This is a genomic window from Geofilum rubicundum JCM 15548 (genome assembly GCF_000974365.1).
Lineage (GTDB): Bacteria > Bacteroidota > Bacteroidia > Bacteroidales > Marinilabiliaceae > Geofilum > Geofilum rubicundum.
In genome coordinates, this window is sequence record NZ_BAZW01000006.1 from 93,819 (window position 1) to 110,442 (window position 16,624).

Below are 16,624 nucleotides of genomic sequence, written 5' to 3' on the forward strand. Positions count from 1 at the left end.
TAGGATCTCACCACTTTCTACTAGTAAATGTGGTTCTCCGACTTCAATTCTTCCTTGTTCATTTTATGCCGGTTAATGGCCCGCCAGGTATACCAGATGTAGGCGAAGACAAAGGGGACCATCAGTGAAGTGTAACTCATTACCGTGAGGGTGAAATGACTTGAAGAGCCATTCATGATGGTGATGGCGCTTTGAAGGTCAGAGGAAGAAGGGTAAAAGGCGGTATTGTTAAAGCCGGCAATCAGAAACAAGCTGAAAACGGTCAGAAAAGTGCCCGGACCAGCCAGCCAAATACCCTTTGAAGTCTCTTTGAACACGCTGACGCCAATGCCATACAGCACTAAAACGACACCGGTCAGGAAAAGAATAAGTACCACTGGCATCTCTATGAAATTGATGAAGTACTTATATTCCTGCATAAATATGACGCCGGTATCAGGATGAACGGCAAAACCATCACGAAGCATTAACCAGGTGATAAAGGTGAGGAAAAACAGTAAAAAGGGAAGCCCATTAACCAGGAGCCTCTTTCGGATGCGGATCTGTAGTTCTTCGTCCTCAATGCTGTTGAGGAAGTAGAGTAACCCCAAAGTACGGGCCAAAAAGAAAACTGCCAGACCCAAAGTCAGGTTGTGAAGATTGAACAGCAACTCAATGCCACGCCAGGGCGATTGCCAGAAAGACTGGTTCATGTCATTGATCAAAAAGGGGGAGCCGGTAAAAAAGCTGGCCACCACTACGCCCAAAAGAAAGGTGCCTAACAAGCCATTGATAAAAAGAAAGACTTCATAGGTTCTTCCACCTAAAAAATTGCCCGGCCATGAGCGGTATTCATAGGATACGGCCTGAATGATAAAGGCAAAAAGGAGAATCATCCATGCCCAGTAGGCGCCACCGAAACTGGTGCTGTAAAACAGGGGGAAGGAGGCGAAAAAGGCCCCGCCAAAGGTCACCAGCGTTGTGAAAGTGAATTCCCATTTGCGACCCAATACATTGATGAGCAGTGTACGTTCTTCTGGTGTTTTGCTTAAAGTGAAAAAGAGCGTTTGTCCGCCTTGTACAAACATGAGTAGCACCAGGGCCGCGCCCAGAACCGATATGATTATCCACCAGTATTGTTGAAGTGCTAGATGTGACAGTGTTTCAAACATTGCTTGGGTCCTCCTTCTTTTTGGGTCCGATTTTAATTTGCTTGACCATGATTGATATTTCCGCTATAAAGAGTCCGATAAAGACAAGAGCAAACAGTATGAAAGTGATCAAAACGGATACCGTATCGATATTGGAAACCCCCTTCATGACGGGCATAAGGTCTTGGATGACCCAAGGCTGACGGCCGACTTCGGCCACAATCCATCCTGCTTCGGAAGCGATGAATCCCAAGGGAATGGTCCAGACGGCGGCCCATAACAGCCATACCTTATTGTGCAGCTGGTTGCGTAATACCAGAAACAGGAAGACGGCGAAAAACACCAGAAAGTAGCCTCCTAACATAACCATGATATGAAAGGCATAGAAGGTCATGGATATGGGTGGTACCATGGTAAAGGCATTCTTTTTTAATTGCTCCGGGTCGTCATCGTAGAAGCTGCCATAGCCAAAATACCGCATGTAATTGTTGACAAATTCGGGATCTTTAAATTCGGCCTTCAGGCTTAGGAATTCTTCTCCGTTGGGATCCGTTTTCTGGGCCTCTTTAAAGGCAAGTAATTTCTGTTGCGCATGGTAACCCCGTTCTATTTTTTCAAAGTACGACATAATCCCCTGCTCTTCGTTGCCCATAATATGGTCTTTGATACCTGCCACATAGCTATTGGGATCGTTGTGAGCCAACACCGACAGCATGGAAGGTATTTCAATTTTCATTAAGAAATCTGCCTGACTGTCCTCATCCAGCTGCTGGTCCAGGTCGCTCCCGTTCAGTATGCCAAAGGCCACGAGCGGCGCCTGGGTCTGACCCTCATAAAGGGCTTCCATGGCTGCAAACTTCATGGGCTGGGTTTTTACAATCTCTTTAGCAGAGCTGTCTCCTGTTCCGGTCAGTATCAATGAACTGATGAGCCAAATACACTGGCAATGATAATGCTGCGCTTGGCAAAAAGGTGTTCCCTGTTTTTAATCAAAAACCAGCTACTGACACCCACCACGAAAAGGGCTGATACCACAAAGCCGGAGGTGACGGTGTGAAGGAATTTGTTGACGGCTGTTTCTGAGAACAAAACTGCCCAAAAGTTCACCATTTCATTTCTGACGGTATCCGGGTTGAATAGAGTGCCCACCGGGTTTTGCATCCAGGCGTTGGCCACCAAAATCCAAAGGGCGGAAAGGCTTGCCCCGATGGCGGTCAGCCAGGTGGCAGTCAGGTGAAAGCGCTTGCTGACCTTGTCCCACCCAAAGAACATGACGGCGATAAAGGTGCTTTCTAAAAAGAAAGCCATAATGCCTTCAATGGCCAATGGGGCACCAAATATGTCGCCCACAAACCAGGAGTAGTTGCTCCAGTTGGTTCCAAACTCAAATTCGAGAATGATTCCCGTGGCTACGCCAATGGCAAAATTGATACCGAAGAGTTTCATCCAGAATTTGGTGATACGCTTCCATTCAGGATCTCCGGTTTTGTAATACATGGTCTCCATAAAGGCCAGCATGTAGGACAAGCCGAGTGTCAATGGCACAAATATCCAATGGAACAGGGCGGTTAGCGCAAATTGCCCCCTCGACCAATTGACCAGTTCAAAGTCAATGTTTTCAAGCATGATGTATAAGATTTGTTTTAATATGTGCTAAGATAATGATTTGTTGGTGCAAAATAAATAAATAATTCGGTAATAGGATACTTAAATAGGCAACAATCTTGCTATTTTTTTTGGAGCGTAGCCATTCCATGCGCCCGATCTGTTGATTCAATCGGCTTTATACTTTTGAATGTATTTTATTTGATTAAAGAAACATGTCTTTATTCTTGATAGTAAATGTGTTAAAAGAGGATTGCCACTTTCTTTCAGGGGGGCATTTTTTTTTGTTCATAAAATCCTAATTTTTGTGATATTTTTCAGATATTTAAAAGTATTTTTCACCTTTGCTAAAATGCTTCATTTTTGTTTATTCATTATAACAGGATCTTGTTTATGAAAAGAATTTCAGTTTTTTCTGTAATGGCCTTTGGGGTCGCTCTGTTACTTAGCGGATGTGCTAAAGATAGCGGAAAACAGGCCATGACCAGTCCGGATGGAAATCTGGAAGTGGCTGTGGACTTCAGTGATGAGGGTCATATGTATTATACCCTAAGCTTCAACGGGGAAGTTTTATTGGAAAATTCCCGCCTGGGTTTGTCGATGGCCGATGAGGACTTCTCGACCGGGTTGAGTCTCGTGCAGGTGTCTGATGTGGTTAGGATCACGGATGAATACCAGTTGAAAACAGGCAAGAGAGCTAACTATAACTATGAATATAAAGAACAAAGTTGGTTAGTGGTGAATGCCAATGATGCCCAAATGGAGGTCGTTTTCCGACTCTCTAAGGATGGCTTTGCATTCAGGTATCGTTTTCCCGACAGCTCAGATGAAGTGAAAGAGATTGTTTCTGAAGCTTCCTCTTTTCGATTTGTGGACGGCGCACTGGGTTATTTGTCACCCATGTCTGTGGCCAAAACCGGTTGGGAATCTACCAATCCATCCTATGAGGAGAATTATCAGGTGGAGGTTGTACCGGGAACACCTTCAGAACTCGGAGCCGGATGGGTTTATCCAGCCTTGTTTAATGTGGGTGATATCTGGATGTTGATCTCAGAGGCTGATGTGGACCGTAACTATTGCGGGACCCGTTTGGTGCCAGGTCATCAGGATCTGGAGTACAAAATTGGCTTTCCCGATGAGCGGGAAACCTTTGCCGGAAGTCATGTTAATCCCATGTCAACCCTTCCCATGGAAACGCCCTGGCGTTTTATGGCTGTTGGCTCTTTGGGAGATGTGGTAGAATCTTCTTTGGGAACGGATTTGGCAGCACCTGCTCTGGACATGGATTTTTCATGGGTGCAACCAGGTATTGCTCCTGGAGCTGGATTATTTTGAAGGACGAATCGGTCAACTATGACAGGACCATGGAATACATTGATTTTGCTTCAGAAATGGGATGGGCTTATTGTCTGGTAGATGCCTCCTGGGATCAACGAATTGGTTATGAACGCATCGCCGAACTGTCTGAATATGCCCAGTCGAAGGACGTGGAATTGGTCTTGTGGTACAATTCGGCGGGTGACTGGAATACGACACCTTACACACCCAAGGACAGAATGCTTACCCGTGAAAGTCGCGAAGCAGAGTTTGCCCGCTTGAATGAGATGGGCGTCACCGGCGTTAAGGTCGATTTTTTTGGCGGGGACGGACAGCCCATGATCGCCTATTACCATGATTTGTTTGAAGATGCTGCCCGATATGGGATTATGGTTAATTGCCACGGGACCACCTTACCACGGGGCTGGCACCGGACCTATCCCAACTTTGTGACCACTGAGGCCGTGAAGGGTATGGAGTTTATCACCTTTGAACAGGAAAACGCCAATCAGGCACCTTTCCATAATGTGATGCAGGTCTTTACACGCAATGTTTTTGATCCCATGGATTATACCCCAATGAATTTAAGTGGTCTTCCCGGTATTGAAAGAAAAACAACTGTGGCGCACGAGTTGGCCCTGCCTGTTATGTTTACTTCCGGGATTCAGCATTTGGCAGAAACTCCATGGGGCATGAAGCAAATGCCGGATTATATTCAAAATTTCCTGAAAGAATTACCTTCAACGTGGAAGGAGCTTCAGTTTGTGGATGGCTTTCCGGGCAAATATGCAGTTGTCGCCCGTCAGGCCGAAAATGGCTGGTATGTGGCCGGCATTAATGGAGGAAACACACCCCGGGCCTTGAATCTTGATTTGTCGTTCGCCGGAACGGACTTGTCCGGTCATCTTTTTATAGATGGTGAAACGTTCGGAACCTTTGAGCGTGAAGAAGTCCTCGGAAGCAGTTTGGATGTTACCATGCAGCCCAACGGGGGCTTTGTCGCCTTTTTTCCTGCCTCCTAATTTATCCTTGAATGATCTAATAGCCCGCAGCGACGCCATCGTCGCTGCGGGCTAATTTTTTATGGCAGGTATTCGCTGGGCGTTTTCTTATAAAACTTTTTGAATACGCGGCTAAAGTATTTGGGATCGTTAAAGCCCACCGTATAGGCCACTTCATTCACCGATAGTTCTTTGGAAGAGAGCAGCGGCAGGGATTTCTTCAAGCGATAAATGGTGATGAAATCATTGGGAGACAGGTCTACCAGCGCTTTGAGCTTTTTATATAGGAGGGAACGGCTGACAAACATGGCGTCCGAAAACAGTTCGACACTAAATTCCGGATTGCTGTAGGATTTCTCCAATATGTCATAGGCTTTGGCTAAAATTTTTCATCCAGGGATTCGCCGTGGCCACTCGCTTTTGGCAGGCCTGATTCCGAAGTGAACAGGGTGCGTATTTTACGTCTGGCCTCGATGGTATTATTGACCTTCGCTTTAAGTATGTCCAGGTTAAAGGGTTTGGAAATGTAGTCGTCGGCACCAATCTGGAATCCTTCCAGCTGGTCTTCCAGCAAGGCTTTGGCAGAGAGCATGATAACCGGGATGTGGCTGGTGTAAAGATTGCCTTTAATCAGCCGGCACATATCTATGCCATTCATTTCCGGCATCATGACGTCCGATAGAATTAGATCAGGTGCATTTTTGCGGGCCATTTCATATCCGACCTTACCGTTTTCGGCCACTAATACATTGTATTGGCCACTTAAGGAATTGGCGATGAATAGGGCCAATTCCCGGTTGTCTTCAACGACGAGAATTTTTGCCTCTTCGGAAGACTCTTTTTGGGCGGCATCCATAAAGGGTTCCTCGTCCTTCAAATTGTCCAGAACTACCTGAATTTTATGGCTCATTTCGTTGACATCATACACGGGCAACTCGTTGATTTCGGCACCCTCAAAATCTTCTTGCCGGTAGGGAAGAGTAACTATGAAACGACTTCCCTTCTGTTTGTTTCTGGTGACCACAATGGAGCCATTCATGGCCTCCACCAGTTCCCGGGTGAGTGAAAGGCCGATGCCTGAGCCTTTCGTGGCTCCGCCATTAGAGGTGCGATAGAAGCGGTTAAAAATTTTCTCCATTTGCTCATCATTGATGCCGATACCTGTATCTGCCACTTCTATTGAAAGGGAGGGCTTGGAATGCTCTGGTGCGTTTGGGGCATGTTCCTTGACCACAAGGGATATGGCTCCTCCTTCAGGCGTGTATTTGAAAGCGTTCGAGAGCAGGTTGTAAAGGATGTTTTCCATTTTTTCACCATCATACCAGTAGGGGCCTTTGCCCAATTCAACTGTTTTTGTGTAGGTGATGTTTCTTTGCCCGGCCAGGATGTCAAAGGCGTGAAATATTTCATCAATAAAAGCCCCTATGTCGTTGTTGGTGATGCGTATGGACAGATTCCCTGTTTCAATTTTCCGGAACATCAGCAATTGATCAATAAGTAAATTCAATCGGCGGGCATTTCTTTGAACAGAGGTCAACAACTCATGGGCCATGCCCGGGAGATGCATTTCTTTTAATAAGCGTTCCACCGGAGAAATAATCAAGGTCAGTGGCGTCCTGAACTCATGGGATATGTTGGTGAAAAACCGCAGCCGGGTTTGATTGATGCTCTCTATTTCCTTGTTTAAAGAAATCAAGCGGTCCCGCTGAAGCATGATTTCACTGTTTTTCTCCTCCAGTTCCTTCTTTTGGCCTTCAATCAGTTCACCCTTTTTCTGCAAGGAAGAATTGGTAAATTGGAGTTGCTCTGACTGTTCACGCATGCGTTGGTTTTGTACTTCAATATGCCGGGTGCGCTCACTGACAATTTTTTCCAATTTATTTTTCTCCAGTAATAGTCGGCGGGTATGGTGCTTGAGATACAAAAAGGCACCGGCCATCAATGTCAGGATTAATAGTATCAGAAACCAGGTGGTTTGCCAAAATGGGGGGCGGATGGTAATCAATAAATGCTTTTCATGCTCACTCCATACGCCCTCGCTGTTGCTGGCCTTAACCCTGAATAGATAGGTGCCGCCCTTTAGGTTGGTGTAGGACGCCGACCGTTGATCGGAAGTGACTTCGACCCAATCACGATCAATCTTCTCCAGTTGATAGGCATATTTAATTTTTCGGGTCAGGAAGTAATCCAGAGCAGAAAATTCTATCGAGAATATGTTGTCTTTATATGACAGAGAAATCTCCTCTATGTCGGCCAAAGGCTCGTCCAGGACCACCTTCCCATATCTTTTGTCGCCCGTTTGTACGGGGATGTTAAAGACTTTCAGGGCCGTGATGGTGACATCCGGTTCGTGTGGATATACAGGAAAGCTGGAAGGGTAAAAGTGGTTGACGCCATTCACGCTTCCAAAGAACAATTCGCCCGATGGCGATTTGTAGGAAGCCGACCAGTAAAATTGGTCGCTCAGCAAACCATCGTCAGAAAAGTAATTGTCGATATGGTTGGTCTCTGCATGGATGCGAGACAATCCATAATCGGTACTCACCCATATATAGCCGGCATCGTCCTGCTGGATGGCATAAATGACATGATTGCTGAGTCCCTCTTCTTTTGAATATTGGGTAAACAGATACTCACCATCCTCCTTTTTTTGAGCTTTTACAAGGCCATCACCATAAGTGCCAATCCATATACGGCCATGGTTATCTTCCAATAGGGAAATGATGTAGTCACCCGGAAGTCGGTTTTCCTCATTGGAAAGGTGGCTACTTTTATAAACGGTCATTTGACTGGCGGGACTGACGGCGTTGTAGGGGAGGTTTAAGTCAGAGATGGAGAATGAGTAAAGGCCGTTTCGTGTGCCGACCCAGAGGTCGTTGTTGCGGTCTTTTAACAGGCAGCCTATTTCGCTTATTTGAGCGAGGGCATTGCTGTTCTGATTGAGATTGATGAAGCTTTCGGAAGCCAGGTTCATAATGGCCAGGCCACCTTCTGTCCCGATAAACAGGTAGCCGCGCTCGTCGTATAAAAGAGATGAAACAAAGGTATTCTGGAAGTCGGTTTCCGGATTTACAACCGGGGGGATGAAGGTCTGAAAAGTACCGTCAGGCAACATCTTGCCGAGGCCTCCTCCCCAGGTGCCTACCCAAATAGAGCCGTTGGGGATTTTTGTGATGGCGGTTATGTAATCGGAGGATATGGAACCGGGCTGGCCCGGCTCATAGTTGTAGTGTTTAAATTGGCCGGTTTTACGGTTATATTCGTTTAAACCTCCCCCTGCTGTTCCTATCCATAAAACGTCCTTGTTGTCCACCATAATGGAGTTAATGGTGTTGTTTGAGAGACTGTTTGGATTATTGCTCTGGTGGACAATGTGATGAAAAGGTTTCTGAAAGAGGTTGAAATGATTAATCCCGCCCTTTTCCGTGCCGATCCATACATTGCCTTCATCATCCAATTCAATACAATTGATAAATATGCTGTTGAGAGAAAATTCCTGGCTGGTGTTGAATGGTAAGGCCTCGAAGGAATTGGATGAAGGGTTATAGATATTAACACCACCAAGGGTCCCTATATATATATTCCCTCTGAAATCCTGAGATATTTCGTTGATCCGGTTGTGGTTGATGGACCAGTTGTCCTGAGGATTGTGCTGAAACCATTCATCGCGGCCAGTTACCGGATTGTAAACCCAGATGCCATTGAATGTTCCCACCCATAAATCCCCCTCCATGCTTTCAAACAGAGAAAGAACCAAAGCATCCTGCAAATTACCTTGCGTGAAAAGGTGAATGTTGGGGTGCTGTTGATCGGCCACACCGATGCCATGATTGGTTCCAATTAAGAGACGTCCGTCCTTCGTTTTGAGGAAGGAGGTGACATGGTTTCCGGGGAGTTGACTGTTGTTGGTATTGAAATTGGTGATTTGGTATTCGTTGTCCGTTTTATTTAATAAAAACAGCCCGTGTTCATAGGTTCCCACCCAAATTCGGGTAGCGCTTTCTGCGTAAAGTGATACAATGTTTAGCCGGCTGTTTTGCTTAACCGGCAGTTGAAAGGGGGTGAATTCTTCGGTATCCTGATGGTAGCAAACCAATCCCTGTGAAGTTCCAATCCACAAAATGTTGTCTGAACTTTCGGCTAAAGCATTGACCAGATTAGAGGGCAGATCCGGTTTCCAGAAGTTTTTGAAAGTGTAGCCATCATACCTGCTGAGTCCGTTCCCTGTAGCAAACCACATAAATCCATGCTGGTCGCGCAGAATGCTGTGAACGGTGTTTTGGGGAAGCCCCTGATCAATGGTTAAATACCTGAAGTGATAGCTGACCTCTGCTTTTAAAGAGGCTGATATCAAAAGTAATCCCGGAAAAACTAAAATGGAAAACAGGGCTTTCTTCAATGTATCCATGGCTGATCTTTTTAAAAGGTGTCAGAAGCAGACAAACAAAAAAATGACGGACTGTAAAAGTAGCAGAAACCTTTTAAAATAATGTGTTTGGCCTCTAATTATTATTCAATTATCCGCCACATTTAACCTTGGATCCTCCCACTTATGCAGCATTGTGAATACTTTTGAGTAACGACCTGCAGTTAAAATTTTTCAGAGAATATAACTAAATTTTGAGCGATGAATTTTTATAAAAGGATGCCCTTTTTCGGATGGGCCTCAATGCTTTTGATGGTTGGTGGTTGTGCTGAAAAAACGCCCCCTTTGGAGCGTAACCCTTACGCGGACGATTATTCCCAAATGACGCCCCTGTCGGAGCGATCACAATGGGGGACTGCCAACGTGCATGACCCGTCCATCATTAAGACCGATAGTTTTTATTACGTTTACTCTACTGATGCCTATTACAGGAAACATGGCGTGGCGTTTAACGAAGCAGGAGACCCCATGGGGCATGTGCCCATCAGAAGGTCCAGAGATTTGGTGAATTGGGAATTTGTCGGATGGGCGCTGGATGAAATCCCTGAAGCGGCTGTTGAGCACGTACATGCTTATACGGACAATCAGGGGGCGGATAACATGTGGGCACCTTACGTTTATCCCCACAACGATGGTTTCCGCCTGTATTATTCGGTATCCAGCTTTGGGACCAACGCTTCTTTTATCGGAATGGCCGAATCCGGTTCGCCCGAGGGGCCCTTTATCGACAAAGGTGTGGTGGTTCAAACGGATACTTCCAGTGTTATGAATGCCATTGATGCCTCTGTTATTAAGGATCAAAAGACCGGTCGGGTCTGGATGCATTACGGTTCCTATTTTGGTGGGTTGTATGTGGTGGAATTGGACGAGCAAAGCGGACTGCCAAAAACCCCGGGGGACAAGGGCCATTTAGTCGCCACCCGGGTTGAGAAGGAAACCCGGATCATCGAAGCGCCGGAGATTTTGTACCATCCGGAACTGGAACAGTATTTCCTCTTTGTCTCTTATGAACCCCTGTTTACCTATTATAATGTTCGGGTGGGACGTGCCGAGCGTCCGGAAGGTCCCTTCTACGACTATTTTGGCAACGACATGGCAGAATCCACCAATAATTATCCGATACTAACCCATTCGTATATGTTTGAAAATCATCCGGGATGGTCCGGAAATGCGCATTGTGGTGTGATCCATAATGAGGACCGCTACTTCATGCTTCATCAGGGGCGTTTAGCCCCCGAGAATCTCATGATGCAAATGCATGTTCGGGAGATGAAATGGCTGCCATCCGGTTGGCCTGTGGTGTCGCCACAGCGTTATGCGGGGGTTGAGAACCATGCCATTACAACAAAAGAAATCCCGGGAACGTGGGAAGTGATTCATTTGTCGGATTTAACCGATCAAACGGATTTATGGCAAGGACAGATTCCACCGGGAGGATGGACCTATGATAAAGGGGCCTTTAATGTTTCTGAGCGAATCGACTTCCTTAAAAGTGGAGAAGTGAATTCCGAATTGTTTAAACAATGGGAGATGGATGGCGATAACATTGTTCTGGATGGGCAGGTCTGTAAAATGTTTGCCGGTTGGGACTGGGAAAATGAAAAGGAAACCATTTTGTTTTCAGGTATTCTTTCGGATGGGACCTCTGTTTGGGCCAAAAAAGTTGAGTAGCTTTTGTTGTCAATTTGTAATAAAAAAAATACTTTTGATACATTATGGAATGTCCCATTAATTAAATTAGGATCTGATGAAAAAAAATGTTTTACCGACAGCTTTAGGAAGTCTGTTTCTGGCCTTAGCTGTTAGCTTGACCTCTTGCAGTAGTCCAAAAGAAGAGAATATCAAAAAAGAAGATTTCGGAACCCTTTCTTCCGGGGAGCAAATCGATTTGTATACCCTTACAGGCAGTACAGGAATAAAAGTGAAAATCATGACTTACGGCGGTGCCATCGTATCACTTGAAACACCCGACAGGGATGGGCAATTGACCGATGTGACCCTTGGTTTTGATAATTTGGCGGATTATGAAACCCATCGGGTGTTTTTTGGCGCTTTGATTGGTCGTTTCGGCAACCGTATTGCCAAGGGTGAATTTACGCTCGACGGTGAGACTTACCAATTGGCCACCAATAATGACCCCAATCATTTACATGGAGGGGTAGAGGGATACGATCGTGTGGTGTGGGAAGCAGAACCTGTTGAGGATGAGGAAGCACCCGGTTTAAAACTCAGCTATCTGAGTTTGGATGGGGAAGAGGGATATCCTGGTAACCTGGACATTGTGGTGACCTATACCCTGAAAGGGGATGAGCTTCATATTGATTATGAAGCCACCACCGATAAGGCCACACCGGTTAATCTGACCAACCATGCTTTTTATAACCTGGCGGGCGAAGGAAGTATTCTGGATCATGTGTTGATGATTAATGCGCCTGCCTACACCCCGGTGGATTCCACGTTAATTCCTACCGGAGAAATGGTCGATGTGGCCGGTACGCCCTTTGATTTTAATACGCCCCATGTCATTGGAGCCCGTATTGATTCGGTGGATGGCGGATACGACCATAATTATGTGTTGGCAGAAGGTGAGGGCCTGGTTTTGGCCGCTCGTTTGGAAGATCCCCAAAGCGGTCGTTTTATGGAGGTTTTGACTACAGAACCCGGACTGCAGTTTTATTCAGGAAATTTTCTGGACGGTACACAATCACGTGGTGATTGGGTTTTCAACAAACACAATGGCCTGTGTCTTGAAACGCAGCATTTTCCCGATTCTCCTAACCAGGAGAACTTTCCATCCACCATTTTACGTCCCGGTGAAAAATATGAAACAACGACCGTCATGCGTTTTGGCGCGGAATAAGTCGATCTGATATTACTCAAGCACGAAAAAAGAGGTTTCCCTAATGAAGGGAGGCCTCTTTTTTGTCCCCACCAATGCTGTCTACTTTAATTGGGTTAGGTGTGTGTTTTAACAATCGTTGAGAAGTAGCTATATCGCGTGCCTTTGGGCACTCCCTTTTTTATGTCGGTTTTAATTTCTAAAGCTACTGACAGTTAGCTAACTACTCAATAATCCTCCAATTAAATACAATTGTCCACTACAATACGGAGGAGCGCAGTTATTTTTACATTCAATAATCGTTGTTAACATTTAGGCCGATTTCTCAGACCTTTTAGAAAGTAATAAGACTTTAGGGGGAGATTTAAAATTGAGGTAATGGAGAAGTCGTTAGAATTAGGTTTTTTATTAACTAGAAGTTTTTGAATATGAAGATTTTTGTAATTGTCTTTTTTGTTGTTTTTGCACTGCTGTTGACAAGCTGTTCGGAAGACAAAATAGACTTGGAGCCCATTGTTGAGCAGGAAAAGGAAGAAGAGGTGGTGTCGGTTGAAGAATATAAAGCGCCTACTTATGCCGATCATTATTTGGATGTGGCCAGTTGGGCCGACCGGGCCGACTGGAATCTGGCCAATGTTCACGATCCGTCTGTTGTTTTTGATGGAGAGTATTATTATATGTATGGAACGGATGCGTCTTATGGGGGCGCACATTTGGGACGAGGGCACTTTCTTTTCAGACGTTCCAGGGATTTGGTCAATTGGGAATTCCGAGGATTGGCCATGGCCAAAACGCCGGGTTGGGTTAAAGATACATTGAATAGTATCCGAAGCGGGTATGGCCTGGAGCCCATCGAAAATCCCCGTTTTGGGCATTGGGCTCCGGTGGTCAGGAAAGTAGGTGATGTTTACCGACTCTATTACAGCATCATCATCGATAATTATATAGCCACAGGCTTACCCAACACAGCGGAGAATTTTGATGGGTCTTGGACAGAACATGCCTTTATTGGATTGATGGAGACAAAAAATTTGGAGTTGAATATTTGGACCGATCGGGGAATGGTTATCCGTTCTGTCAGCGACAGAGGGTCTAATTGGTCACGGTCAAGTCCCTACGACTGGAGTGCTTATTTCAAGTTCAATGCCATTGATCCTTCTTTTGTCGAAACCCCGGAAGGAGAACAATGGCTCATCTATGGTTCCTGGCATTCGGGTATTGCTGCAGTTGAAGTTGATCCGGCCACAGGCAAGCCTTATAAGTTGGATGCCATTGATGATTTTGGTGTACGGATTGCCCGCCGGGAAAACAACAATGCCAATCGCTGGCAGGCCTTGGAAGGTCCTGAAATTATCTACAATGAAGAAACGGGCTACTACTATCTGTTTTTAGCCTATGACGAGTTGTCAAAAGCCTATAATACAAGAGTTGCAAGATCTCAGAATATTACTGGTCCTTATTATGGCATCAATGGGGCAAATATTAGCAATGGAGCTGATTGCTGGCCAATGCTGACCCATCCTTATCAGTTTAAGAACCACTCTGGTTGGGTGGGTTTCGCCCATTGTGGGGTTTTTAAAAATGAAGAAACGGGAGATTGGTTTTATACCTCACAGGCCAGGTTGCCAGATAATACCGATGGCAATCCATACAGTAATGCGATAATGATGGGCCATGTGAATAAAATCCGGTGGACCGAAGATGGTTGGCCCGTTGTTTTACCGCAGAGATATGCTGCTGTGCCTCAGGATGAAATTACAGAAGAAGACCTTGTGGGGGCCTGGGAAAATATCACCATGGAATACCGTTATCAAGCCATGCAAAAGGCTACAGATATGAGTCTCGCGTCCAATAAAACGGCCAGCGGTGCCTTTTCCGGCTCATGGTCCTACGATGAAGAAAAAAAGATATTGACCATCGGATCTACTAAGCTATACGTAGATAGGGAATTGGATTGGGAAGCTGATCCTCGAGTTCCTACAATTGTATACTCAGGCCTGACGGCCACAGGTAGGCCCATTTGGGGTAAAAAAGTTGATTGAGTATTGGGTTCACTGTAATGCTCGAGATTTGATTAAATATAGTGTTAGATAAAAACTGGAACGGAATATTATTAACAAAAACGATCAAAATGAAACTAATAAGCAAGTTATTGCTGTTAACGGCAATGGTTGGTTTTCTGGGTTTGTGGTCCTGCGAGGAGTGGGGCGAAATGGATCCGCCGGCAGGGAACCAGGTCTTTCCCAAACTTGAATTAAAAGGGGATTACAAGTTTGACGATGGGTTTCCGGAAGACGTTGTTTTAGCCTCCTACGAAGGGGGCGTCGATCCGTCGATTGTGACGGATGAGTTTAAGGGGAAGGTTGCTCAATTTTCCGAGGGGTATGCGCTTTTCACGAACCCGCTGACAGAGGTGAAGCTGCAAACCGGAGCTTCGCTCACCATGTGGATTAAGACGACTGAGAATAATTTAAGTGGGGCTATATTTTCATTTACCAGTGAGGACCATACGGAGCGACTTTTCTTTTCTCCCAATGCCTGGTTGAGTTATAATGGCGGGAATGGTTCTTATGAAGCCAATAATCCGGACAATGGTCCGACCAACCTGTTAACACCTGATGAGTGGCATTTCCTGGCCCTTAGCATAAAAACCGACGGGTATTTTGTATACGTTGATGGCGAAAAGGTTTTGGAAGAAACCGTGACCGATTTTGATTTTTCTCATCTCGTCAATGCCATGTCCACTTTACCCTACTTTTACTTGGGATATGGCTCAGATTCACAACCCCAAACGATGTGGATAGACGATGTAAAAATTTATCGCAATGTGATCACCAGTAAAGAAATTGCTGTTCCTGCCGTAAGCGGTGGCGGAGAGCCTTACCAATTTCCGCCAAGAGGAACGGTGGGTTACTATCCGTTAGATGGGGCTTTTGTCAATAGTCTGAATGATCTTCAGGATGGCGAGTTGGTGACTGTTGAGACACAGGCTACGCCATCTGATTTCCAGGAAGATGAGGTGCGGGGAACTGTTTGGAATCAGCAGGAAGGTTGGAATGGTCATCCCAATGGCTGGGCCTATACCCGCTTCGATAATCCTTTAAAAGGAAAGACAGTGGAAGGTGGCATTAGCGTGAGTATGTGGCTGAATCCTCCTACTTTGAACTACTGGGATCAAATTTTTGTCTTGAATGATGGTACCAGTAAGTTTTGGTTCAATGCCATTGGTTACCTGGGCTACAATGGTGAAGGCGGCTGGTTCGACTGTCACAATAACAATGCTGAAAATGCGCTCGCCGTTGGTGAATGGACCTTTGTGACCATAAATATGACCGAAAGTGGTTTTGAAGTCTATTACAATGGGGAACTGAAATTCACCAACGAAGAGAATGCTGCCTATGCCGGAGATTTGACCGACTTCAGTCATGTCGTGAATATGTTTACCACTGCCAATGACTTTTTCCTTGGTTACGAAACCTGGTGGCGGGCAGCGCCGGCACTTGTCGATGATATTTTTCTGGGTACACGGCCACTGACCGAGCAGGAGGTAAAGCGTCTCTATGCCGACACAGAAAAGGCCAATGGCGGAATAGTTACCAATCCGTCCTACCTGCCGGATTTATTCGGGTATTACACACTGGACAATGTTTTTGACAATGCTGTCAACAGCGGTCAAAGCGGAGAGCTGGTAACCGTGGTTCCGCAAGGCACTCCTTCTGATTTTGAAGCGGATCCTGTTCGTGGTTCTGTCTGGCGCCAGCAGGAGGGGTGGAACGACCATGCCAATGGTTATGCCTACACGCGCTTCGACAATCCTCTGAAGAATCAAATCGTGGAAGAAGGGATCAGTGTAAGTATGTGGTTAAATCCACCCGTGCTCAATTATTGGGATCAGATTTTTGTTCTGAACGACGGTACCAGCAAGTTCTGGTTCAATGCCATTGGCTATTTAGGCTACAATGGTACAGGCGGGTGGTTCGATTGTCACAATAACAATGCTGAGAATGCACTGGTCGTTGACGAATGGACCCTAGTCACCATCAATGTGACCAATACAGGGTTTGAGGTGTATTACAACGGCGAGTTTAAATTTGACAATGAGAGCAATGCGGGATACGCAGGCGATTTGTCAGACTTTAGCCATGTGGTCAATATGTTTACCTCTGCCAATGACTTTTACCTTGGATATGAGTCCTGGTGGCGTGCGGCGCCTGCCTTAGTTGACGACATTTATCTGAATGGTAGTCCGTTAACAGCCGAACAGGCAGCTGCCCTTTACAATGCAACCAAAAAATAATCTTAAGTC

At 45.7% G+C, this 16,624-nt stretch carries 9 protein-coding genes and 1 pseudogene; 6 read left to right on the plus strand and 4 right to left on the minus strand.

The genetic code is table 11. The annotated features are described in order from the left end of the window. Positions 1 to 20: 20 nt before the first annotated feature. Positions 21 to 1,151: a cytochrome d ubiquinol oxidase subunit II gene (locus JCM15548_RS05000; protein WP_062122843.1), complete on the minus strand. Its 1,131-nt coding sequence runs from the start codon at positions 1,149 to 1,151 to the stop codon at positions 21 to 23. Further along, positions 1,144 to 2,756: pseudogene (locus JCM15548_RS26160) on the minus strand (cytochrome ubiquinol oxidase subunit I). Before JCM15548_RS26160 ends, JCM15548_RS05000 begins: the two are co-directional and overlap by 8 nt. Before the next feature lie 372 nt (positions 2,757 to 3,128). On the opposite strand from JCM15548_RS26160, the gene JCM15548_RS23080 reads away from it, so the two are divergent. Together JCM15548_RS23080 and JCM15548_RS23085 are read left to right on the plus strand one after the other, a co-directional pair. Continuing rightward, positions 3,129 to 4,070 (plus strand): glycoside hydrolase family 97 N-terminal domain-containing protein, encoded by a 942-nt coding sequence (locus JCM15548_RS23080; protein ID WP_227625488.1) that lies wholly within the window; start codon positions 3,129 to 3,131, stop codon positions 4,068 to 4,070. Continuing rightward, complete coding sequence (locus JCM15548_RS23085) at positions 4,028 to 5,074, plus strand: glycoside hydrolase family 97 catalytic domain-containing protein (protein WP_227625489.1); 1,047 nt, start codon at positions 4,028 to 4,030, stop codon at positions 5,072 to 5,074. Before JCM15548_RS23080 ends, JCM15548_RS23085 begins: the two co-directional genes overlap by 43 nt. A 59-nt stretch (positions 5,075 to 5,133) precedes the next feature. Here the strand turns inward: JCM15548_RS23085 and JCM15548_RS05015 are convergent, their stop codons facing one another. Then, positions 5,134 to 5,415: a helix-turn-helix domain-containing protein gene (locus tag JCM15548_RS05015; RefSeq protein ID WP_062122844.1), complete on the minus strand. Its 282-nt coding sequence runs from the start codon at positions 5,413 to 5,415 to the stop codon at positions 5,134 to 5,136. A gap of 17 nt (positions 5,416 to 5,432) precedes the next feature. Next, on the minus strand, positions 5,433 to 9,461 hold the full coding sequence (locus JCM15548_RS05020; protein ID WP_062122846.1) for a hybrid sensor histidine kinase/response regulator: 4,029 nt from the start codon (positions 9,459 to 9,461) through the stop codon (positions 5,433 to 5,435). Between the two features lie 219 nt (positions 9,462 to 9,680). Between JCM15548_RS05020 and JCM15548_RS05025 the strand changes: the two genes are divergently transcribed. The 4 genes from JCM15548_RS05025 to JCM15548_RS05040 all read left to right on the plus strand — a co-directional run bounded on the left by JCM15548_RS05025 (position 9,681) and on the right by JCM15548_RS05040 (position 16,615). Further along, a complete protein-coding gene (locus JCM15548_RS05025; protein WP_062122849.1) occupies positions 9,681 to 11,150 on the plus strand; it encodes an arabinan endo-1,5-alpha-L-arabinosidase in 1,470 nt (489 codons plus the stop codon). Positions 11,151 to 11,226: 76 nt separating this feature from the next. Then, on the plus strand, positions 11,227 to 12,339 hold the full coding sequence (locus JCM15548_RS05030) for an aldose epimerase family protein (protein WP_062122851.1): 1,113 nt from the start codon (positions 11,227 to 11,229) through the stop codon (positions 12,337 to 12,339). A 407-nt stretch (positions 12,340 to 12,746) separates the two neighbouring features. Next, positions 12,747 to 14,360: an arabinan endo-1,5-alpha-L-arabinosidase gene (locus JCM15548_RS05035; RefSeq protein ID WP_062122853.1), complete on the plus strand. Its 1,614-nt coding sequence runs from the start codon at positions 12,747 to 12,749 to the stop codon at positions 14,358 to 14,360. Positions 14,361 to 14,449: 89 nt separating this feature from the next. Beyond that, complete coding sequence (locus JCM15548_RS05040; RefSeq protein WP_062122855.1) at positions 14,450 to 16,615, plus strand: LamG-like jellyroll fold domain-containing protein; 2,166 nt, start codon at positions 14,450 to 14,452, stop codon at positions 16,613 to 16,615. Positions 16,616 to 16,624 lie beyond the last annotated feature (9 nt).

What these genes read in the sequence shown, in the direction of transcription:
- JCM15548_RS05000 (WP_062122843.1), bottom strand. Translation starts at nt 1,151, where the DNA reads ATGTTTGAAACACTGTCACATCTAGCACTTCAACAATACTGGTGGATA.
- JCM15548_RS23080 (WP_227625488.1), top strand. Translation starts at nt 3,129, where the DNA reads ATGAAAAGAATTTCAGTTTTTTCTGTAATGGCCTTTGGGGTCGCTCTG.
- JCM15548_RS23085 (WP_227625489.1), top strand. Translation starts at nt 4,028, where the DNA reads ATGGGTGCAACCAGGTATTGCTCCTGGAGCTGGATTATTTTGAAGGAC.
- JCM15548_RS05025 (WP_062122849.1), top strand. Translation starts at nt 9,681, where the DNA reads ATGAATTTTTATAAAAGGATGCCCTTTTTCGGATGGGCCTCAATGCTT.
- JCM15548_RS05020 (WP_062122846.1), bottom strand. Translation starts at nt 9,461, where the DNA reads ATGGATACATTGAAGAAAGCCCTGTTTTCCATTTTAGTTTTTCCGGGA.
- JCM15548_RS05030 (WP_062122851.1), top strand. Translation starts at nt 11,227, where the DNA reads ATGAAAAAAAATGTTTTACCGACAGCTTTAGGAAGTCTGTTTCTGGCC.
- JCM15548_RS05040 (WP_062122855.1), top strand. Translation starts at nt 14,450, where the DNA reads ATGAAACTAATAAGCAAGTTATTGCTGTTAACGGCAATGGTTGGTTTT.
- JCM15548_RS05035 (WP_062122853.1), top strand. Translation starts at nt 12,747, where the DNA reads ATGAAGATTTTTGTAATTGTCTTTTTTGTTGTTTTTGCACTGCTGTTG.